Here is an 18,961-nt window from a genome sequence, read left to right on the forward strand (position 1 = left end):
CACGGCGTGTCGCTCACCTCCATCCTCTTCACCGCGGTCCTGCCGGTCATCGCCATCGGTGCCGTCGGCTTCGTCCTCGGACGCGTCAAGGACATCGAGGTCGGACCGCTGAACGTCGTCACGGTGTACGTACTCATCCCCGCGCTCATCTTCTACAGTCTCGCGACGACGACGCTCGGCGGCGGGACTATCGCCCGCGTCATCGGCGGAACCTTCCTGCTCTTCGGCGGACTCGCGGGCATCTCAGAGGTCGTCGGTCGCGTCCTCGACCAGGACTCGGAGCTACGGGGTGCGTTCGTCCTCGCGAGCACGTTCCCGAACTCCGGAAACCTCGGTATCCCGCTGTGTGCGTTCGTGTTCGGCGCGGTCGGACGGAACACGGCGGTCCTCTTCCTCGTCGGGCAGTCCGTCGTCAGCTACACGTTCGGTGCCTACGTCGCCTCGCGAAGCGGTGGCTCGGCGGGTCTCAGCGGCGTGAAGGAGATCCTCGGCGTCCCGCTCATCTACGCCGTCGCCGCCGCGGGACTGCTGCGCTGGGCTGACCTCGTCCCGGCGACCGGGAGCGCGGTGATGGAGGTGATCGAACTCACCGGGAACGCCTCCATCCCGGTGATGTTGCTGATGCTCGGCATCGAGTTGTCGGACGTGAACGCGACCGCGGCGATGCGCCACGTGGCCGCCGCGAACGTGACGAAACTCGTCGTCTCGCCGCTGGTCGCCATCGGCATCGTCCTCGCGATCGGTCTGACGAACTCGATTCCGGGGAAGGTGTTCGTCCTGGAGGCCGCGACCCCCGCGGCGGTCACCGCGCTCGTCCTCATCCTGGAGTTCGGCGGCGAGGGGTCGGGCGACATCTCCACCTCGGAGTTCGTCAGCGCGACGGTGTTCACGTCGACGCTGTTGAGCATCCCGGTCCTCACGGTCCTCATCGCGATACTGCAGAGCGGGTTCCTCGTGTAGTCGCGAGAGCGAGGTACGGGTAGAAGGGGCGGACAGGCGGTGGGGGTGTCGGCGCTCGTCGGTCGTCGCGCGGGCCACCGCACTCACCGGGTCCGCCGCGCGACGGCGGTCGTCAGGTCACCCGGCGAAGTGGTCCCGGCTTCGTACGTGAAGGTTAGTACTGGTAGCGGCGGTTCTCGTTCTCCTCCGGGCCGACGCCCGCGCCGCCCGCGGCGCCGGTCATCTCGTCGAAGGTCATCCCCGAGAGGTACTCGTCGTAGGTGACGCCGTACTCGCTGCGGAGGTGGAAGTCGAGTTTGCCCGACTGGACGGTGCTCTCGAACAGCATGTGGACCGCGCGGCGGACGAGTTCGTCCGGTTCGTCGGGGTCGAGGGCGGCCACGAGCATCGCGAGTTCCTGGCGCGTCTCCCGGTCGAGGTCGAAGTCCGTCTCTTCGAGGTCGGCGTAGGCCGCTCCGACGTCGTCTTCGAGGTCGTCGAGACTCATGCACGAGGATTGACGCGCCGGCGGGAAGGGGGTTTCGCCGTCCGAATCACAACCGCCAAACACCGCCCGTCCGAACCACCGACGATGACCGACACGGCCGACTCCCTCCCCGACGGCGCCGACGCCTACGACCCGGCGGGCGAGGACGCCGAGGCGTGGCCCGACGACGTCGACGCGGTCCGCGACGCGCTCGTCGAGTGGTACGAGGACGACCACCGGCCGTTCCCGTGGCGCCGCACCGACGACCCCTACGAGATTCTGGTCTCGGAGGTGATGAGCCAGCAGACCCAACTCGACCGCGTCGTCTCGGCGTGGGAGGAGTTCTTAGAGGAGTGGCCGACCGTCCACGACCTCGCCGCCGCTCCCCAGTCCGAGGTGGTGGGCTTCTGGACGGGCCACTCGCTGGGGTACAACAACCGCGCGCGCTACCTCCACGAGGCGGCCCGGCAGGTCGAAGAGGAGTACGACGGCGAGTTCCCCGAGGACCCCGACGAATTGCAGGAACTGATGGGCGTCGGCCCCTACACCGCCAACGCCGTCGCCTCCTTCGCGTTCAACAACGGGAACGCGGTAGTCGACACGAACGTGAAGCGCGTGCTCCACCGCGCCTTCGACGTCCCGGACGACGAGGAGGCCTTCGAGGTGGTGGCCTCGTTCCTCATGCCCGAGGGGGAGTCCCGGGTGTGGAACAACGCCATCATGGAACTCGGCGGCGTCGCGTGTCTGAAGAAGCCGAAGTGCGACGAGGCCGGTTGTCCGTGGCGCCAGTGGTGTCACGCCTACGAGACCGGCGACTTCACTGCGCCCGACGTCCCAACCCAACCCGAGTTCGAGGGGTCGCGCCGGCAGATGCGCGGACGCGTGGTGGGCGCGCTCTCGCAGGGCGAGGCGCTTGCCCTCGACGAACTCGGCCCGAAGGTGCGCGTCGACTACACACCGGGGGGAGAGTACGGTCGGGAGTGGCTGCTCGGCCTGCTCCGGGACCTGGAGGACGACGGTCTCGTGGTGGTCGAAGAGCGAGGGGACGGCGAGACGGTGGCGCGACTGGCCACGTAGCCCGCTACTCGCCGTCCGTCTCTCCGGCCGGGACCGCCAGCACGGGCACGTTGCTCTCCCGGAGCACGCGCTCGGTCGTGCTGCCGAGGATGGTCCGCTTCAACCCCGAGTGGCCGTGCGTGCCCATCGTCACGAGGTCTACGTCCTGCTCGTCGGCGTACTCGACGATCTGCTGGTGGGGACGCCCCTGCACGACGACGTCGACGACGTCGAGTCCCGACCGGTCGGCCTCGTCGGCGACCGCGTCGACGACCTCCCACCCTTCTTCTTCCAGGACGTCCGCGACCCCCTCCTCGAAGGTGACGGTACTGTACTTCGTCGTGTCCGCCACGTAGAGGACGTGGAGTTCGGCGTCGTACTGCCGCGCGTGGTCGAAGGCGTGTTCCTTCGCGGCGCGGGCCGCGTCGCTCCCGTCGGTGGGAAAGAGGATTCGGTCGTACACGCGTGAGGGTTCGGCGGGTGCCGACAAGAAGTCGGCGGCGATGGACAACCGTTTTGGCGCTCGGTCACCCCCTCTTCGGGCATGCACGCCATCACGAACAGCGGGTGGGTCGAGGTCATCACCGGCTGTATGTTCTCCGGGAAGACGGAGGAACTCCTCCGTCGCCTCCGTCGCGCGGAGATCGCGGGTCAGGAGGTCGCCGCCTTCACACCCGCCATCGACGACCGCTACGGTGAGGCGTCGCTCGGCTCACACGCCGGCCACACCTGGAAGGCGACGGTCGTCGAGAACGACGCCGGCGGCGTCCGGGACATCCCCAACCGCCTGAACGGCGAGGAGGTCGTCGCCATCGACGAGGCGAACTTCTTCCCGACCGACCTCGTCGACGTCTGTGAACGACTCGCCGCCGACGACCGGCGCGTCGTCGTCTCCGGGACGGACCAGACCTTCCGCGGCGAGCCGTTCGAACCCCTCCCGCAACTCGTCGCCACTGCGGAGTACGTCGAGAAACTGCAGGCCATCTGCACGCAGTGTGGCGAACCCGCGACCCGGAACCAGCGGCTCATCGAGGGCGAACCGGCCCACGCCGACGACCCGACCATCATGGTCGGCGCCGAGGAGTCCTACGAGGCGCGCTGTCGCAACTGCCACGTCGTCCGACAAGATTGAGGGTGTGGAGGTGACGACGACGTGACGACCTGGGTCGAACCGTCCGGCGGGCGCGAGCGCGGGCCGAGAGGCATCGCCACGGCGTGGGTACAGGTGCTCGTCCGGCCACGGGCGTTCTTCCGCGAGGCAGTCTCGCCCGGCGACCAGGCGCCGGGACTCGTCTTCGCAGTCGCGGTCGTCCTCGTCGCCGCGACGACCCGCCTGCTCGTCGACCCGTCGTTCGCCCCCGACGTCGGCGGGAACCGGTTCCTCGCGGGACTCCTGTTCCTCGCCGTCCTCGCGCTCCTCGTGACGCCGCTCGCACTCCACGCCGCGGCCGCCCTCCAGATCGTCTGTCTGTTGCCCGTCACGCTCCGTCGGCCGGCCGAGGAACGGGCGGGCGTCAGTCAGACCGTCCAGGTCGTCGCCTACGCGTCCGCCCCGTGCGCGCTCGCCGGACTGCCGGTCCCCGCACTCCGTCTCGTCTGTGCCGCCTACGGCGTGCTCCTGCTCGTCGTCGGTCTCGCGACCGTCCACGACCTCCGGATTCCGGTCGCGGCCGTCCTCGGCGTTCCGGCCGCCGTAGTCGTCTTCGGCGTCTGGTTCGGCGGCTTCGCGGCCGCACTCGACGTCTTCCCCTGGCTCGACGAGTGGTGGGCCGGCATCGGGGTGTGGGCCGAGGGCGTGTGGCGGGCGGCGGCCTGACCCGAAGTTTCGAGACGCCCCGCCACCTCCACCGAGATAGATGCTCACCCTGCAACTCAGCGACTTCATGGTCGAACTGAAAGACGGCGCTATCAAGAACGTCGGACCGTCGAACAAGACCGGCGCGGCGAAACTCTTCGACGTCGAGGACGTGGAGGCGCGGGAGTTCGGTGACCGCCGCGTAAAGGTCGTCTGCGAGGACGACGAGGGCAACGAGGTGCAGGTCGCACTCGACCCCGACGACGTCCGAAAGCTCGCGGCCGACATCGAGGCGCTGGAGGAGGACAGCCCGGTCTTCGAGTGAGGAGCGGGCGACACTTCGACAATCGTTTAGGGGAGGGTTCCGTTTTTCACGCTAAATGGGTACGTGTATTATCTGCGGTGCCGACACCGCGGGCCACATCTGCGACACACACGAAGAGGACGTCGTCTTCGAGTTCCGAGGCGACCGACCCGAACAGCTCGTCCCCGGCCGCTTCTACCGCGGCGAGGTCGACGGTTTCGCCGACTTCGGCGTCTTCGTCGACGTCGGCGAGGGCGTGACCGGCCTGCTCCACCGGAGCGAGATTCCGGGTCGCCTGGAGTCCCTCGACTGGGAACCGGGCGACAAGGTGTTCGTTCAGGTCGACGAGATCCACGACAACGGCAACGTCGACCTCTCGTGGTCCATCCGCCAGTCCGACCGCGAGTTCCGCGGCACGCTCGTCCACGACCCCGAGGCCGAGTCGACGGCCGAACTCCCCGAAGAGGAGACCGTCGAGGAAGCCGTCGAAGAAGCGGTGGAGAGAGAGGAGAAGGTCGAAGAGGAAGCCGAAGCGACCGAACCCGAGACCGAAGAGGCCGAAGAAGTCGTCGAGGAGACCGAGGCCGAACCCGAGGCTGAGACCGAGACCGAGGAGGTCGAAGAGGTCGAGGAAACCGAAACTGAGACCGAGGAGGTCGAAGAAGTCGAGGAAACCGAAACTGAGACCGAGGAGGTCGAAGAAGTCGAGGAAACCGAAACCGAGGAAGTCGAGGCCGAGGAGAGCGAGGAACCCCTCGAAGTCTCCGTCGACGAACTCGAAGACCACGTCGGCGACCGCGTCGTCATCGAGGGCGAGGTCACGGGCGCGCGCCAGACGAGCGGCCCGACCGTCTTCGAGATCACCGACGAGACCGGCGCCGCCGACTGTGCGGCCTTCGAGGAGGCCGGCGTCCGCGCCTACCCCGAGGTCGAGGTCGACGACGTCGTCCGTCTGCTCGGTGAGGTCGAGCGCCGCCGTGGCGAACTCCAGGTCGAGACCGAGGACCTGGCCGTCCTCCACGGCGAGGACCGCGAGGCCGTCCTCGCACGCCTCTCGGACGCGCTCGACCAGCGCGCCCACCCGACCGAGACGGCCCTCCTCGTCCACGACGAAGAGATCGAACCCGTCCACGAGGACGTCGTCGCGGCCGCGACGGCCATCCGCCGCGCGGTCATCGAGTCCCGCCCCATCGTCGTCCGCCACACCGCGGACGTCGACGGCTACATCGCCGGCTCGGCCATCGAGCGTGCCGTCCTCCCGCTCGTCCGCGAGGAGCACACGGCCTCCGACGCCGAGTACCACTTCTTCGACCGCCGCCCGCTCGACGCGTCCTTCTACGACGTCGACGAGGCGACCAACGACGTGACGGACATGCTCGAAGCGGCGGACCGCCACGACGAGAAGCACCCGCTGTTCGTCCTCGTCGGGACGGGGAGCACCCGCGAGTCCGTGGACGGCATCGAGTTCCTCGACCTCTACGACGCGCCGACGGTCGCCATCGACGGCGGCTACGCGGACGGTGAGGCGGCCGACGCCGCGGACGTGCTCGTCTCCCCGACGCAGGCCGGCGGCGATCCCGTCGCGACGGGCACCCTCGGCACCCACGTCGGCGCCCTCGTCAACGACGACGTGCGCGGCGACCTCGAACACCTCCCCGCCATCTGCTACTGGGAGGAGATTCCCGAGACGTACGCCGACCTCGCGGCCGACGCGGGCGTCGAGACGGACGTGCTCGCGGACATCCGCGACGCCATCGCCCTCGAGGCCTTCTACCAGTCCTACGAGGACAAACGCGAACTCATCGCCGACCTCCTCTGGGAGGAGAACGTCGACCTCGCGTCCCACGTCGGCGACCAGTTCCGCGAGAAGATCGAGACCGAACTCGACACCGCGGAACCGCACCTCGAACCACGCAACGAGGCCGGGACGGCCTTCGAGGTCCTGAACGTGGACAACTTCACCCACCGCTACGACTTCCCGCCGGTCGCGCTCCTGCTCGACGGTCTCTTCCGCCGACGCAAGGACGAGATCGACGTACTGGTGGGCGCCGACTCCGACGAGATTCGCGTCCGCTCGACCGACCACGTGGACGTCCGGGCCGTCGGCGAGCGCGTCGCCGAGGAACTACCCGAGTCCGGCGTCACCCCGCTCGGTGCCGAGGACGGCCGCATCGAGTTCCTCGCCGGCGAGCGCGACGAGGTCATCGACCACGTCGTGACGGCCATCGCGGACCAGCTCGCCGAGTAGACCCGACTTCTCTCCGTTCTTTCGACGCCGCGTAGCCGTCGGCTCTCGACGTCGAGACGGAATCCGAGTAGCAGGACCCGGACGCCGGTCCCGGCGAACGACATCCTTTTCCTCGCGACACCACTGGTTTACACCTAATGAGCTCCGACGCCGACAGCGGGTCAGACGCCTTCGAGGCCGCCTGTCGCGAACTCGTCGACCGCATCCTGACCGGCGAGGTCGGGAAGGACGACGTCGAGCAGGCGAAGATGGAGGTCTGCGGGAAGTACTCCTCTCCGAAGGTCCCCCAGCACAACGACCTGCTGGGCTTCGCCCCCGACGGCCGCCGCGAGGAACTGGAGGAGGTCCTCCAGCGCAAGCCCGTCCGGACGGCGTCGGGCGTCACGCCCGTCGCCATCATGACGAGTCCGCACCTCTGCCCCCACGGGAAGTGTCTCTACTGTCCCGGCGGGCCGGCCTCGGAGTTCTCGTCGGCGCAGTCGTACACGGGCCACGAACCCGCGGCGGCGCGCGGCGAGCAGAACGACTACGACCCCTACGGGCAGGTGATGCTCCGCCTGCACCAACTCCGCGAGATCGGCCACCCCGTCGACAAGGTCGAACTCATCGTCATGGGCGGGACGATGACCGCCCGCAGCCACGACTACCAGGAGTGGTTCACCAAGCGCGCCCTCGAAGCACTCAACGACTTCGACCCGGACACGGACCCGGACCCCGCCGAGGGGAAGAGCTTCGCGCAGGACCCCGACGAGTACGAGTTCCGGTACCTCGAAGACGTCAAGACCGAGAACGAGTTCGGGAACGTCCGCAACATCGGGACGACGTTCGAGACGAAACCCGACTGGTGTGACCCCGAGCAGATCGACCGGATGTTGAACCTCGGCGGGACGAAGGTCGAGGTCGGCGTCCAGACGACCTACGAGCGCATCAACCGCGAGATGCACCGCGGCCACGGGATGCAGGCGTCGATGGACGCGAACCGCCGCCTGCGCGACGCCGCGTTCAAGGTCGGCTTCCACATGATGCCCGGTCAACCCGGCATGACCGAGGAGATGGTCGTCGAGGACTTCCGCCGACTCTTCGAGGAACCGGAGTGGCGCCCCGACTACCTCAAGATCTACCCGACGCTCGTCGTCCGCGGGACGCGGGTGTACGACCAGTGGAAGCGCGACGACTTCGAACCGCTGAACAACGAGCGGGCGGCCGAACTCGTCGCCCGCGTGATGAAGGACCTCCCCCGGTACGTCCGCCTCCAGCGCGTCCAGCGCGACATCCCCGCGGACTTCATCGACGCCGGCGTGTGGAAGTCGAACCTCCGGCAACTCGCCTGGCAGAAGATGGACGAACACGGCTGGGAGTGTTCCTGCATCCGCTGTCGCGAGGTCGGCATGAACGACGAGGACCCCGAGAACGTCGAACTCGACGTGCTGGAGTACGAGGCCGGCGGCGGGAGAGAACACTTCATCTCCTTCGAGGACTTCGAGAAGGACCTGCTGGTGGGCTTTGCCCGTCTACGCTTCCCGAACGACCCCGTGCGCCGCGAACTCGACAACGCCGCGCTCCTGCGCGAACTCCACGTCTACGGGACCGAGGTCACCGTCGGGGAGTCGCCACGCGACTCCGGAAACGCGAGCGGCGGCACGCCGCGAGCAGGCGACGAGAGCGAGGGCGACCAGCACCAACACCAGGGCTACGGTCGCCGCCTGATGGAGCGCGCCGAGGACATGGCCCGCGACGCCGGCTACGACAAACTCTCGGTCATCTCCGGTATCGGCGCACGCCAATACTACAAGCAGAAACTCGGTTACTACCAGGACGGGCCGTACGTCAGCAAGCGGCTCTGAACGGGTGGCAGTTCTTTTTCAGAACGTCGCGTCGCAGAACCCACCGTCTACGGTGAGGATCTCGCCGGTGGTGTAACTCGCGGCGTCGCTGGCGAGGTAGATCGCCGCGCCGACGAGTTCCTCGGGCGTCCCCATCCGCCCCAGCGGCGAGCGCTCCTCGATGATCTGCACCCGGCGGCTCTCCTCGTCGTACTCGTCGGCGGTCTGTGGCGTCACGAAGAAGCCCGGACGGATCGCGTTGACCCGGATGTCGGGACCGAGTTCGGTCGCGGCGGCGCGGGTCAGGCTGTCGACGCCGCCCTTCGCCGCGGAGTAGGCGATTTGCTCGGGGTTCGCGACGCGCCCCGAGATGGAGGAGACGTTGACGATGGCGCCTTCGTCCATCGCGTCGGCGAAGACCTGCATCGTCCGGTAGACCCCGTCGAATTGCACCGAGGTGACGTGGTCCCACTCCGCTTCTGTCACCTCCTCGATGGTCGAGCGGGCGATGGCTCCCGCCGAGTTGACGAGGACGTCGACGCGGCCGAACTTGTCGACGACGGCGTCGCAGAGCGCCTCGACCGACGCGCGGTCGGTGACGTCGCACGTCCGTTCGAGCGACTCCGCACCCCGTTCGCGGATCTCGTCGGCGGTGTCCGCGACGGCCGACTCGGTCCGACTCGTCGGGACGACGGCGTGCGCACCGTCCTCGGCGAACCCGCGGGCGATACCGCGTCCGAGGCCGCTCGTCCCGCCGACGACGACGGCGACGGTCCCCGCGACGGTCACGCTCGCTCCCATCGCGACACCTCTATGTGATCGACTCGCATACCCGGGCAGTCACGACTAGTCGACAAAAAGCTTCGTCTGCGTGGTGTAGTGTGGCGGACGGTCGGCAGAGTGCGGGCGCTACAGCAGGCCGCCGGCGGTCACGTCGGGTGCGATGCCGTGTGGGGCCGTCAGTGGTGTGACGCTCACTTCTTCGTCGACGCAGGCGCGGCGGTCGGTCCCCTCCGGGTCGGGGATTCGGCGCTCGACGAACTCCTGCCAGAAGCGGGCCTCGACGTTCACTCCCGATTCGGTGACGGTCGCCTCCAGTTCGTACTCCTCGGAGGGACGGGTGACGCGGTACACCGGGTCGTCGGCGATGTCGTCGGCCGGCGCGTTGACGCTGAGGTAGTCGGCGGTGGGGAGGACGTCGCCGCGGGCGAAGCGCGGGACGAGGTCCGCGGCGACGTCGGCCGCGAGGGTGAACTTCTCCGGTCCGGGGTCGTAGTGGCCGTCGTAGCTGAACTCCCAGTCGTACATCGAGAGGGCGACGGCGGGGAGTTCGAGGAAGCCGGCTTCCATCGCCGCGCCGACGGTTCCCGAGCGCCCGAGGATGTGCGCGCCGAGGTTCGGTCCGTCGTTACACCCGGAGACGACGACGTCCGGGTCGCAGTCGAGGGCGGCGACGCCGAGTGCGACGCAGTCGGCGGGGGTCCCCGCGACCGCGTAGCCGTCGTCGCGCGTCTCGTAGGAGACGGCGCCGTGGGTCCGGGTCTGGCCCGTCCCGCTCTGGTTCTCCGCAGGGGCGGCGAGCGTCACGGACGCGACACCGCCGGCGTCGCGGAGGTGGTCGGCGACGACGCGAATCCCGGGTGCGTCGATGCCGTCGTCGTTCGTCAGGAGGACGTCGAGACCGTCGGTCATCACTTGAGGTAGCGTCGGGCACCTCCTTCGACCTGTCGCTCACCACCCCTTCAGTTGAACAGTTGTACAATCGTTCAACTGTTCGGCTCGCCGTCGCTACTCCTCGTCTGCGTCCTCGAATCGGACGTCGACGCTGGCGGCGTGGGCCTCCAGTCCCTCGGCGGTCGCGAGCGTCGTGATCGTGTCGCGGAGGTCGCCGAGGGCGTCGCGGTCGAGACGCTGGACGGTCGTCGAGCGGACGAACGTGTCGACCGAGAGACCGCCGGTGAGTTTCGCCTTCCCGTTCGTCGGGAGGACGTGGTTCGTCCCGGTGGCGTAGTCGCCGGCCGCGACGGGCGTGTACGGCCCGAGGAAGACGCTTCCTGCATTGCTGATGCGGTCGAGGAGTGCCTCGTCGTCGTCGGCCTGGATGGAGAGGTGTTCGGCGGCGTACTCCTCGGCGAAGAGGACGGCCTCGCTCATCGAGCGGGCGACGAAGACGCCGCTGGCGTCGTTCGAGAGCGTCTCGCGGATGGTGTCGGCCCGGTCGCGCTCGGGGGTCTGTCGCGCCACCTCGTCGACGACGGCCTCGGCCACAGCCTCGTCGTCGGTGACGACCACGACGCTGGCGTTCGGGTCGTGTTCGGCCTGCGCGAGCACGTCGGCGGCGACGGCGCTCGGGTCGGCCGTCTCGTCCGCGACGACGAGCAACTCGGAGGGGCCGGCGAGGAAGTCGATGTCGACGTCGCCCCGGACTTCGGCCTTCGCGGCGGTGACCCACTTGTTACCGGGGCCGACGACGAGTTGGACGCGGTCGACCGTCTCGGTCCCGTAGGCGAGGGCGGCGACGCCCTGTGCTCCGCCGGCGGCGTAGATGCGGTCCGCGCCGGCGACGTGGAGTGCGGCGAGCGTCGCGGGGTTCAGTTCGTCGGCGGGCGGTGTGGCGACGGCGACCTGCTCGACGCCCGCCACCTTCGCCGGGACGACGGTCATCAGCGCGCTGGAGGGGTAGGCCGCCGCGCCGCCGGGGACGTACGCGCCGACGCGCTCGACCGGACGGAAGCGCCGCCCGAGTTCGCGGTTCCCGAACGTGTCGCGCCAGTCCTCGGGGACCTGCGCCTCGTGGAACTCGCGGACGTTCTCGGCGGCGGTCTCGATGGCGTCCCGGACGTCCTCGTCGACGCGCTCCTCGTAGGCGCGTTCGGCCTCGTCGGTGATGTCGAGGTTGCCCACCTCCACGTCGTCGAACTCGCGGGCGAACTCGCGGAGCGCGACGTCGCCCTCCGTACGGACCCGAGAGACGATGTCGCGGACGTCGTCGCGGACGGTCTCGATACCGGCGTCGCGCTGGAAGAGCGCCTGCCGTCGGTCGGGACCGAGGTCCGCGACGGCTTCGGGCGAGAGTGGAGTGTCGTCAGTCATGCCACGTGGTTGGTGGGCGGCGCGAAAAACGGTTTCCCATCTGGGGGAGGGTGCCGACGCTGTCGAGCGCGGAGACGGTTCGGTGGTCGCGCCGAACAGAAAGCATATGTGTTGGATCTCTGTCTCCTCAGCCGTGTCGGTAAGTGGCCCACCAGGATTCGTCTCGACGCTCCCCCTCGTCGTCCTTCTCGGCCTCGTCGGGAGTTCGGTAGTCGTCGCGTACTGCGTCCGAACCGTGGCAGCCCGCTACGGCACGGACCCGGGGTTCTCCCACGGCGGCATCGTCCTCGTCTGTCTGTGTGCCCAACTACTGGTTCTCGTCTTCGCCGCCCTCGCACTCGTCGGCGTCGGTGGCCTCCCGTCCGGCCCTCTCTTCGGACCACCGCTACAGACACTCGCGAGAGTCTACGGACTTCCACTCCTCGTCGTCTCGCTCCTCCTGGGGGAGACTCTCGGGTGGCTCAGCAGTGGCGGTGTCCCGCGTCGACTCAAGTTTCTCTGGAGCGCCCTGTTCGTGGTCGTCCACCTGCTCACAATTCCTGCAGCGTGGGCGGCCTTCGTCCTCCTGAGGTAGGACCGCCCGAAGCTTTAGCCGGCCGCCCTTCGACGCTCCGAACGAGCCATGTCCGACGACGCCATTCCCGAGCCACTGGAGATTCCGGTCGGCGAGGTCACGCTGGAGGCGAACCTCGGCGTCCCCGAGGACCCGCAGGGACTCGTCGTCTTCGCCCACGGGAGCGGGAGCAGTCGCAAGAGCCCCCGGAACACCGCCGTCGCCGAGACGCTCCGCGACCGCGGTCTCGCGACGCTCCTCTTCGACCTGCTGACCGAGGAGGAAGACCGCGTGCGGGAGAACCGCTTCGACATCCCCCTGCTCACCGACCGCCTCGTCGCGGTCACCGACTGGACCGAGGACCACGGCGAGACGGCGGGTCTCGACGTCGGCTACTTCGGCGCGAGCACCGGTGCGGCCGCGGCACTTCGCGGGGCCGCCCGCCGCCCCGGCACCGTCTCAGCGGTCGTCTCGCGCGGCGGCCGCGTCGACATGGCCGAAGACGAACTGCCCGAAGTGGAGGCAGCCTGCCTGTTCGTCGTCGGTGGCGACGACGACCCGGTCCTCGAACTGAACCGTGAGGCCTACGAGCAACTCACCGGCGAGAAGGAACTCGCAGTGATCGAGGGCGCGGGCCACCTCTTCTCCGGCGAGGGCGAACTGGAGGAAGTCGCCGACCTCGCCGGCGACTGGTTCGTCGAGCACCTCGGCTGAGGCGGGCGGCCGACCACCGACGCGGGCCGCTCGGTCGGCACGGGAGAACCGACCGTCCGCGCCGGTGACGCAACTCTCAACTGACGTCCACCCCCTCTTTCGGTATGAGCGACTACCGACCAGGACACTGCAACATCGGCCCGCAGGAGCGTCGGAAACGGGCGCTCGTCGCCGCCGGTGCGTTCCTCGCCGCCGCGCTCTACACGGCCGCCTGCGCCGTCGGACTCCTGCCCGAGGCCCTCCTCGTCGCCGTCTTCCTGCCGCTCGGCGTCGGCTTCGAGTGGGGACTCCAGGCGTACGACGCCTTCTGCGTCCGCCTCGCGGTGCTCGGCCGCTACTCCGTCGACGGCGAGACGGGCACCGTCGAGGACCCCGAGAACAGACACGCCGACCAACTCGAAGCCACGAAGATCACGGCCGCGGCCATCGTCCTCGCGGCGCTCGTGACGGCCGGAATCCTCCTCACCGTCTGAGGGACCCGGGGAACGTCGTCACTCTGCAGGAGAAGTGTCGCCCGAGACACTAACGACCGGCCTCATTCCGGGGCGGCGTGCCGCGTCGGCCGGGAAAACCCTCGTGTCGGGCGGGCGTGGGTCGCCACCCTGCGCGACGCAGAAGCGTCCCGCGGAATCTCGCGCATCCGGGTTCTCCGCGACGTCATGGCTCCCTGATAGGGTCGCTCGGGCGGGGACTGAGGGTGCGCGTGTCGGGCTAGGACGCCGAGACGTATGAGCGCTTCCTTCAGGTTTCGACCGTCGCGTCCTCGGTCAACTCGTAGACCTCCTCTCGGGTGGCACAGACACCACACACCGAGCGTGCGAGACCGGCGTCGGCGAGTTCGTCGAGGGCCTCGACGGCGTCCGCCTCGTCGATGCGCGCCTCGCGCGCGACCTCCGCCGGCGAGAGGGGTCCCCGGTTCGCGAGGACGACGCGGGCGAGCTTCGCGTGACAGGTGAGGGCGCGCGAGTCCGTCATGGTCGTCGGATAGACGATTCGTGCCAAAAACCCTTGGTAAACCGGCGATACGGGCAGTCACTCCGCACCGCTCCCGTCCCCCGTCAGTCGTCGGCGGCGAACGCCGTCCCGCCAGCCGCGGGATTCGTCTCGACGAGGCGGACGCTGGCGAGCACGGCGGCGCCGAACGCGAGCGAACTCCCGAGGAGGAACGCCGTCCGGTAGGAGGTCGCCGTCGCGAGCGACCCCACGAGGACGGGACCGAGCAGTCCACCCAGTCCCTTCGCGGTCGTCCGGAGTCCCATGAGTCCGGACTCGTGTTCCGGTGGGGCGACGTCGCCGATGAAGGCGACCGCGCCCGTGTTCATCGCGGAGAAGGAGGCCGCGATGAGCACCATCGCGAGGCCGGCGACGACGACGCGGACTCCCTCCGCGGTGGGCAGCGACGCCGCGGCGGCGAGGACGGCGAACGCACCGCTCCCCGCTATCCCGGCCGTGATGAGGGGCTTGCGGCCGTAGGCGTCGGCCGCCTTCCCGAAGACGTACATGCAGACGGTCTGACCGGCGGGATTGAGCGCGAGCAGGAGACCCATCACTGCCGTCGAGGCGCCCACCGGTCCGGCGAAGTACGTGGGGAGGAGGCTGATGACGCCGAGGACGGTCGTGTTGCGCGCGACGAGCGCGACGTACAACCAGCGCAGGCCCCCGCGGTCGAAGTGCTCGCGCTCGTCCGGTGGCGGGAAGAGTCGCCGGCGGACCTCCGAGACCACGGTCTTCGGGTCGGTCGTCCCGTCGACGTCCGCGGGGTCGGTGACGAGTGCGACGGCGAGCACCGAGACGGCGCTGACGCCCGCGACGACGAGGTAGAAGGTGTCCGGAGTGGCCAACCCGAGGAGGACGCCCGCGCCGACCTGTCCGACGGTGATACCGGCGCCGCGGGCGCTGTTGAAGAAGCCCATCTCCGACCCGCGGTCGTCGTCGCCCCCGCGGGCGCTCGCGAACGAGAGCATCACGGGCGAGAACCCGGCGGCGAAGACGGCGTACAGTCCACGCAGGCCGATGGGGGCCCACACGCCCTCCGCGACGACGAGCAGGGGGACGGTCAAGGTGGCGAGCGCCGACGTCCAGAGGAGTACGTCGCGTCGGCGGCCGGTCGCGTCCGCGACCGCACCCCAGAACGGCGCGAACAGCATCATCCCGCCGAAGTAGGCGCCGAGGACCATGCTGACGGCGAACGGCGACCCGCCGAGGCGCTCGACGATGACGGCCAGTCCCGTCCCCATGAGGATGGCCGCGGCGAAGCGCGCGACGGCCGCGAGTGCGATGACCGTCCGCTGTCGCCCGTCGGGACCGTCGAAGGGAGAGCCGTCCATCTCCGTTCCGGGAACCTGGGCCGGCGCCGAGTTATAGCCGGCGGCTTCGGCTCAGTCCGCGGACGCGCGACCGTCGGCCCGGCGGAGCGCCGACCGGACCGCCGCCGACTTCACGAGCAGGAAGCCGACGAGGACGGCGACGAAACCGACGACGGTGTTCGCGGTGAGGGAGTCGCCGAAGAGGAGCCACGCGAACAGCGCCGCGAACGGCGGGATCACGTACTCCAGGAGGCCCACCTGGACGGGGCCGAGACGGTCGAGCAGGCGGAAGTAGACGAAGAACCCGACCGCACCGGGGATGGCCGCGAGGTAGACCGTCCACCCTACCGCGGCGGGCGACCACGTCGCCGCGGCGAACGACTCGCTCGGCAGGACGAGAACCGCGACGTGGAGGAGGGCCGCGCCGACGAGCGCCATCCACGCCTGCATCGGGACCGGTGGGAGCACGGCCCGCGACTCGTCGGTGAGGACAGCCCCGAGCGTGAAGACGACGGCGGAGGCGAAGACGAGCAGCGTCCCCGTCGAGGTGGCCGCGAGGTTCGAGGGGTCGGGGTTCGCGATGACGACGACGCCGACGAACCCGCAGAGGAGACCCGCGATAGTCGAGACGGAGAGGTTCTGCCCCGGCCGGACGAAGCGGTTGAGCGCGGGCGTCAACACGGGGATGAGTCCGACGAGCGTGGAGGCGACGGCCGCGGGGACGTGTTGCTGGCCGGCGAACAACAGCGCGTGGTGGACACCGATGGTGAGCGCGCCGCCGGCGAGGACCGGCGACCAGTCGCCCCACCCGCGCGGGCGGAGAGCGCACAGGTCCTCGCGGTGGCGCACGGCCGCGGCGGCGAACAGGAGGAGGGCCATCAAGTCGAAGCGGAGGGCGGCGAGCAGGACGGGCGGGACCGACGCCAGCGCGGCCTCCGTGGCGACGAACGCGCTCCCCCACACCGCGGCGAGCGCGAGGAACGCGATTACGTCTCGACGGTCGTTCACAGAACTCGTAGCCGGCGGGCGGATTCAAGGGTTTCGAGTCGACGTCGGTGGCACCACCAAACGCTTAGGTCCCCGCCCGTCTCACACCCACGCATGACGGACATCGCCGTCCTCCGCGCGGACACGCACGGTCTCTCGGCCCGCGACTACGCCGACGAGATTCGCGAGCGCCTCCCCGACGCCGAGGTCGCCTACGCGGCGACCCCACAGCACGAGCGCCAACTCGTCCGCGACGCCCGCGTCGTCACGGGCGTCGACGTCGACGCCGACCTCCTGGACGAGGCCGACCGCCTCGAACTGTTCGCCTGCGCGTACGCGGGCACGGGCCACCTCCCGCTCGACGCCCTCGAAGCCCACGACGTCGCGGTCACGAACGCGGCGGGCATCCACGCGCCGAGCATCGCCGAACAGGTGCTCGGCTACGTCCTCACGTTCGCCCGCAACCTCCACGAAGGCTTGCGACGCTCCGACCAACGTGAGTGGCGCCACTTCCAGGGGTACGAACTCACCGACTCGACGGTCACTATCGTCGGACTCGGGGCTATCGGCCAGGCGGTCGCCCAGCGCCTCCAGGGCTTCGACGTCGACACCATCGGCGTCCGCTACACCCCCGAGAAGGGCGGCCCCACCGACGAGGTGGTGGGCTTCGACGACGCGGCCATCCACGACGCGCTCTCGCGGACCGACTACCTCGTACTCGCGACGCCGCTCACCGACGTCACGCGCGGACTCATCGGCGAGGAGGAACTGCTGACGATGGAACCCGACTCCGTCCTGATCAACGTCGCGCGCGGTGGCGTCGTCGACACGGACGCCCTGCTCGCGGAGGTACAGCGACAGGGGATTCGCGGGGCGGCACTCGACGTGACCGACCCCGAACCGCTCCCGCACGACCACCCGCTCTGGACGATGGAGAACGTGATCGTGACGCCCCACAACGCCGGCCACACGCCGAAACACTGGGAGCGACTCGCCGACATCCTCGCGCGCAACTACGAACGACTGGAGACGACCGGTGCCGAGGAGCTAGAGAACCGCGTCGTCTAGCAGTTCCGGACGTACCAGAGCGGGAGCGCGACGCCGAGGAGTGCGACGACGAGGGCGGTGGCGAACCGCGACCCCGCGCCCGCGGCGACGAGGTACCACACGCCGGCGAGGACGGCGAGCGTCGCGGCTGCCTGGTGGGGGGACCGAGAACTCATGGTACCTAGTAGCACGCCGCGAGTAAAGAAAGTCGTCGGTGCCCGTGGCCGTGGGTGGCCCTAGACCCAGCCCTCTTCGACGAGGAGTTCGCCGTTGAGGAGGGAGGCGCCGGCCGCGCCGCGGATGGTGTTGTGCGCGAGGCAGTTGTACTGGATGCCCGAGTCGGTGTGCTGGACGCCGCCGGCCGCGACGGCCATGCCGCCGCCGACCATGCGGTCGAGACGGGGCTGGGGGCGGTCGGGTTCGGTGAACGTCTCGATGAGCGGGTCGGGCGCGGTGTAGAGGTCCTGCGTCGGCGCGTCCGCGAACGCCTCGTACACCTCGGCCACCGTCGGGTCCTCGTCGAGTTCGGCCCAGACGTTCTCCAGGTGGCCGTCGATGGTCGGGATGCGGTTACAGGAGGCCGAGACCTCGGCGCCGTGCCACTCGACCTCGGCGCCGTCGAAGTCGCCGAGGAGTTTGCGGGACTCGGTCTCCATCTTCTCCTCCTCGCCGCCGATGTGCGGGATGGCGTTGTCGATGATCTCCATCGAGGAGACGCCGGAGTAACCCGCCCCGGAGACGGCCTGGAGGGTCGAGACGTGGACGCGCTCGATACCGAAGCGGTCGAGCGCGGCGAGCGTCGGGACCATCGTGATGGTCGAGCAGTTCGGGTTCTTCACGAGCGCGCCGTCCCAGCCACGCTCGTCGCGCTGGACCTCGATGAGGTCGAGGTGCTCGGGGTTGATCTCGGGGATGACGAGGGGGACGTCGTCGGCGAGACGGTCGTTCGAGGAGTTCGAGGAGACGACGTAGCCCGCGTCGAGGAACTTCGGTTCGACGCGCTCGGCGACGCTGGAGGGCAACGAAGAGAACAGGAGGTCGACGTCGTCCGGGACCTCGTCGGGGTCGGTCGCACGGACGGTCATGCTGGCGACGTCCTCCGGGATGGGCGTGTCGACGCGCCACTTCGCGGCCTCCTTGTACGTCTCGCCCGCACTCGCCTCGCTGGCCGTGACGGCCGCGAGTTCGAAGTCGGGGTGGTCGTCGAGGAGCTGGATGAATCGCTGTCCGACGGCGCCCGTGGCGCCTAGAATGCCTACGCGAGTCATACGCACAGGTAGTCGCGCCCGCTACCTAAGCCCTTCCGATACGAGAAAGTCTCGGTGGAACCGCGCTGAGGAGAACTAGTTGCGCTTGTGCGTGATGTAGCCCGCGACGCGGTTGCGGACTTCCTTCGACTCGATGTTGGTGAGACGCGTGACGGCCTCCTTGTTGTGATCGAAGTCTTCGCGGCTGAACGCTTCGGGGTATCGCTCGAGGAGGATGTTCCCCGTCTTCTTGACGTAGTCGGGCTTGATGGCCATACCGCGCGTTTCGCCCGCCGGGCGTTAAAAGGATTCGTTCTGCGACGGCTTTTGGGTCCGACTCGCGACCGGAGACGCCCAGAAAT

At 69.2% G+C, this 18,961-nt stretch carries 22 protein-coding genes; 11 read left to right on the forward strand and 11 right to left on the reverse strand.

All coding sequences use genetic code 11. The features are described 5' to 3' along the window. The first annotated feature begins 6 nt into the window (after positions 1-6). A complete protein-coding gene (locus tag P0Y33_RS16025; protein ID WP_279528388.1) occupies positions 7-960 on the forward strand; it encodes an AEC family transporter in 954 nt (317 codons plus the stop codon). Positions 961-1,114: 154 nt separating this feature from the next. On the opposite strand, the gene P0Y33_RS16030 is transcribed toward P0Y33_RS16025, so the two are convergent. After that, positions 1,115-1,447 carry a hypothetical protein gene (locus P0Y33_RS16030; protein WP_279528389.1) on the reverse strand — a complete coding sequence of 111 codons (333 nt, stop codon included), beginning with the start codon at positions 1,445-1,447 and terminating at the stop codon, positions 1,115-1,117. An 84-nt stretch (positions 1,448-1,531) separates the two neighbouring features. Here P0Y33_RS16030 and P0Y33_RS16035 point away from each other — a divergent pair, with 84 nt between their 5' ends. After that, the gene (locus P0Y33_RS16035; RefSeq protein ID WP_279528390.1) at positions 1,532-2,503 is read left to right on the forward strand and encodes an HhH-GPD family protein; all 972 of its coding nucleotides are present in this window, start codon (positions 1,532-1,534) and stop codon (positions 2,501-2,503) included. Positions 2,504-2,507: 4 nt separating this feature from the next. Here the strand turns inward: P0Y33_RS16035 and P0Y33_RS16040 are convergent, their stop codons facing one another. Further along, positions 2,508-2,945, reverse strand: a complete 438-nt coding sequence (locus P0Y33_RS16040) for a universal stress protein (protein ID WP_279528391.1) — start codon at positions 2,943-2,945, stop codon at positions 2,508-2,510. Positions 2,946-3,026: 81 nt separating this feature from the next. Between P0Y33_RS16040 and P0Y33_RS16045 the strand changes: the two genes are divergently transcribed. From P0Y33_RS16045 to P0Y33_RS16065, 5 genes are all read left to right on the forward strand, one after another. Further along, complete coding sequence (locus P0Y33_RS16045; RefSeq protein WP_279528392.1) at positions 3,027-3,614, forward strand: thymidine kinase; 588 nt, start codon at positions 3,027-3,029, stop codon at positions 3,612-3,614. A gap of 21 nt (positions 3,615-3,635) precedes the next feature. Continuing rightward, entirely contained in the window at positions 3,636-4,298 is a 663-nt protein-coding gene (locus tag P0Y33_RS16050; RefSeq protein ID WP_279528393.1) for a YIP1 family protein, read from the forward strand. A 40-nt stretch (positions 4,299-4,338) separates the two neighbouring features. Further along, positions 4,339-4,602, forward strand: a complete 264-nt coding sequence (locus P0Y33_RS16055; RefSeq protein ID WP_279528394.1) for a hypothetical protein — start codon at positions 4,339-4,341, stop codon at positions 4,600-4,602. Positions 4,603-4,657: 55 nt separating this feature from the next. Continuing rightward, positions 4,658-6,829, forward strand: a complete 2,172-nt coding sequence (locus P0Y33_RS16060; RefSeq protein ID WP_279528395.1) for a DHH family phosphoesterase — start codon at positions 4,658-4,660, stop codon at positions 6,827-6,829. Between the two features lie 137 nt (positions 6,830-6,966). Continuing rightward, positions 6,967-8,673, forward strand: coding sequence for a tRNA uridine(34) 5-carboxymethylaminomethyl modification radical SAM/GNAT enzyme Elp3 (locus P0Y33_RS16065; RefSeq protein ID WP_279528396.1), 1,707 nt, complete (start codon positions 6,967-6,969; stop codon positions 8,671-8,673). Positions 8,674-8,691: 18 nt separating this feature from the next. On the opposite strand, the gene P0Y33_RS16070 is transcribed toward P0Y33_RS16065, so the two are convergent. The 3 genes from P0Y33_RS16070 to hisD all read right to left on the reverse strand — a co-directional run bounded on the left by P0Y33_RS16070 (position 8,692) and on the right by hisD (position 11,745). After that, positions 8,692-9,453 carry an SDR family NAD(P)-dependent oxidoreductase gene (locus tag P0Y33_RS16070; RefSeq protein ID WP_279528397.1) on the reverse strand — a complete coding sequence of 254 codons (762 nt, stop codon included), beginning with the start codon at positions 9,451-9,453 and terminating at the stop codon, positions 8,692-8,694. Positions 9,454-9,561: 108 nt separating this feature from the next. Beyond that, positions 9,562-10,344 carry a 5'/3'-nucleotidase SurE gene (gene surE, locus P0Y33_RS16075; protein ID WP_279528398.1) on the reverse strand — a complete coding sequence of 261 codons (783 nt, stop codon included), beginning with the start codon at positions 10,342-10,344 and terminating at the stop codon, positions 9,562-9,564. A 96-nt stretch (positions 10,345-10,440) separates the two neighbouring features. After that, a complete protein-coding gene (hisD, locus tag P0Y33_RS16080) occupies positions 10,441-11,745 on the reverse strand; it encodes a histidinol dehydrogenase (protein WP_279528399.1) in 1,305 nt (434 codons plus the stop codon). Positions 11,746-11,878: 133 nt separating this feature from the next. On the opposite strand from hisD, the gene P0Y33_RS16085 reads away from it, so the two are divergent. From P0Y33_RS16085 to P0Y33_RS16095, 3 genes are all read left to right on the forward strand, one after another. After that, a complete protein-coding gene (locus tag P0Y33_RS16085; RefSeq protein ID WP_279528400.1) occupies positions 11,879-12,319 on the forward strand; it encodes a hypothetical protein in 441 nt (146 codons plus the stop codon). Positions 12,320-12,367: 48 nt separating this feature from the next. After that, a complete protein-coding gene (locus tag P0Y33_RS16090) occupies positions 12,368-13,012 on the forward strand; it encodes a dienelactone hydrolase family protein (RefSeq protein WP_279528401.1) in 645 nt (214 codons plus the stop codon). A 104-nt stretch (positions 13,013-13,116) separates the two neighbouring features. Next, positions 13,117-13,485, forward strand: a complete 369-nt coding sequence (locus P0Y33_RS16095) for a hypothetical protein (RefSeq protein WP_279528402.1) — start codon at positions 13,117-13,119, stop codon at positions 13,483-13,485. A 268-nt stretch (positions 13,486-13,753) separates the two neighbouring features. On the opposite strand, the gene P0Y33_RS16100 is transcribed toward P0Y33_RS16095, so the two are convergent. The 3 genes from P0Y33_RS16100 to P0Y33_RS16110 all read right to left on the reverse strand — a co-directional run bounded on the left by P0Y33_RS16100 (position 13,754) and on the right by P0Y33_RS16110 (position 16,326). Beyond that, entirely contained in the window at positions 13,754-13,987 is a 234-nt protein-coding gene (locus P0Y33_RS16100) for a hypothetical protein (RefSeq protein WP_279528403.1), read from the reverse strand. An 83-nt stretch (positions 13,988-14,070) separates the two neighbouring features. Beyond that, positions 14,071-15,339 carry an MFS transporter gene (locus P0Y33_RS16105; RefSeq protein ID WP_279528404.1) on the reverse strand — a complete coding sequence of 423 codons (1,269 nt, stop codon included), beginning with the start codon at positions 15,337-15,339 and terminating at the stop codon, positions 14,071-14,073. Positions 15,340-15,390: 51 nt separating this feature from the next. Next, positions 15,391-16,326 carry a DMT family transporter gene (locus P0Y33_RS16110; protein ID WP_279528405.1) on the reverse strand — a complete coding sequence of 312 codons (936 nt, stop codon included), beginning with the start codon at positions 16,324-16,326 and terminating at the stop codon, positions 15,391-15,393. Positions 16,327-16,419: 93 nt separating this feature from the next. On the opposite strand from P0Y33_RS16110, the gene P0Y33_RS16115 reads away from it, so the two are divergent. After that, entirely contained in the window at positions 16,420-17,373 is a 954-nt protein-coding gene (locus P0Y33_RS16115; RefSeq protein ID WP_279528406.1) for a D-2-hydroxyacid dehydrogenase, read from the forward strand. On the opposite strand, the gene P0Y33_RS16120 is transcribed toward P0Y33_RS16115, so the two are convergent. The 3 genes from P0Y33_RS16120 to P0Y33_RS16130 form a co-directional block, all read right to left on the reverse strand. Further along, a complete protein-coding gene (locus tag P0Y33_RS16120; RefSeq protein ID WP_279528407.1) occupies positions 17,370-17,528 on the reverse strand; it encodes a hypothetical protein in 159 nt (52 codons plus the stop codon). The genes P0Y33_RS16115 and P0Y33_RS16120 overlap by 4 nt on opposite strands. A 60-nt stretch (positions 17,529-17,588) precedes the next feature. Next, positions 17,589-18,620, reverse strand: coding sequence for an aspartate-semialdehyde dehydrogenase (gene asd, locus P0Y33_RS16125; protein WP_279528408.1), 1,032 nt, complete (start codon positions 18,618-18,620; stop codon positions 17,589-17,591). A gap of 75 nt (positions 18,621-18,695) precedes the next feature. Continuing rightward, positions 18,696-18,875 carry a 30S ribosomal protein S17e gene (locus P0Y33_RS16130; protein ID WP_279528409.1) on the reverse strand — a complete coding sequence of 60 codons (180 nt, stop codon included), beginning with the start codon at positions 18,873-18,875 and terminating at the stop codon, positions 18,696-18,698. Positions 18,876-18,961 lie beyond the last annotated feature (86 nt).

It is taken from the genome of Halospeciosus flavus, assembly GCF_029814175.1.
Taxonomy (GTDB): Archaea; Halobacteriota; Halobacteria; order Halobacteriales; family Halobacteriaceae; genus Halospeciosus; species Halospeciosus flavus.

Excerpts from the sequence above, each read along its gene's own strand:
- P0Y33_RS16105 (WP_279528404.1), bottom strand. The coding sequence starts at position 15,339 with ATGGACGGCTCTCCCTTCGACGGTCCCGACGGGCGACAGCGGACGGTC.
- P0Y33_RS16120 (WP_279528407.1), bottom strand. The coding sequence starts at position 17,528 with ATGAGTTCTCGGTCCCCCCACCAGGCAGCCGCGACGCTCGCCGTCCTC.
- P0Y33_RS16035 (WP_279528390.1), top strand. The coding sequence starts at position 1,532 with ATGACCGACACGGCCGACTCCCTCCCCGACGGCGCCGACGCCTACGAC.
- surE (WP_279528398.1), bottom strand. The coding sequence starts at position 10,344 with ATGACCGACGGTCTCGACGTCCTCCTGACGAACGACGACGGCATCGAC.
- P0Y33_RS16095 (WP_279528402.1), top strand. The coding sequence starts at position 13,117 with ATGAGCGACTACCGACCAGGACACTGCAACATCGGCCCGCAGGAGCGT.
- P0Y33_RS16065 (WP_279528396.1), top strand. The coding sequence starts at position 6,967 with ATGAGCTCCGACGCCGACAGCGGGTCAGACGCCTTCGAGGCCGCCTGT.
- P0Y33_RS16070 (WP_279528397.1), bottom strand. The coding sequence starts at position 9,453 with ATGGGAGCGAGCGTGACCGTCGCGGGGACCGTCGCCGTCGTCGTCGGC.
- P0Y33_RS16100 (WP_279528403.1), bottom strand. The coding sequence starts at position 13,987 with ATGACGGACTCGCGCGCCCTCACCTGTCACGCGAAGCTCGCCCGCGTC.
- P0Y33_RS16115 (WP_279528406.1), top strand. The coding sequence starts at position 16,420 with ATGACGGACATCGCCGTCCTCCGCGCGGACACGCACGGTCTCTCGGCC.
- P0Y33_RS16055 (WP_279528394.1), top strand. The coding sequence starts at position 4,339 with ATGCTCACCCTGCAACTCAGCGACTTCATGGTCGAACTGAAAGACGGC.
- P0Y33_RS16030 (WP_279528389.1), bottom strand. The coding sequence starts at position 1,447 with ATGAGTCTCGACGACCTCGAAGACGACGTCGGAGCGGCCTACGCCGAC.
- hisD (WP_279528399.1), bottom strand. The coding sequence starts at position 11,745 with ATGACTGACGACACTCCACTCTCGCCCGAAGCCGTCGCGGACCTCGGT.
- asd (WP_279528408.1), bottom strand. The coding sequence starts at position 18,620 with ATGACTCGCGTAGGCATTCTAGGCGCCACGGGCGCCGTCGGACAGCGA.
- P0Y33_RS16090 (WP_279528401.1), top strand. The coding sequence starts at position 12,368 with ATGTCCGACGACGCCATTCCCGAGCCACTGGAGATTCCGGTCGGCGAG.
- P0Y33_RS16045 (WP_279528392.1), top strand. The coding sequence starts at position 3,027 with ATGCACGCCATCACGAACAGCGGGTGGGTCGAGGTCATCACCGGCTGT.
- P0Y33_RS16130 (WP_279528409.1), bottom strand. The coding sequence starts at position 18,875 with ATGGCCATCAAGCCCGACTACGTCAAGAAGACGGGGAACATCCTCCTC.
- P0Y33_RS16060 (WP_279528395.1), top strand. The coding sequence starts at position 4,658 with ATGGGTACGTGTATTATCTGCGGTGCCGACACCGCGGGCCACATCTGC.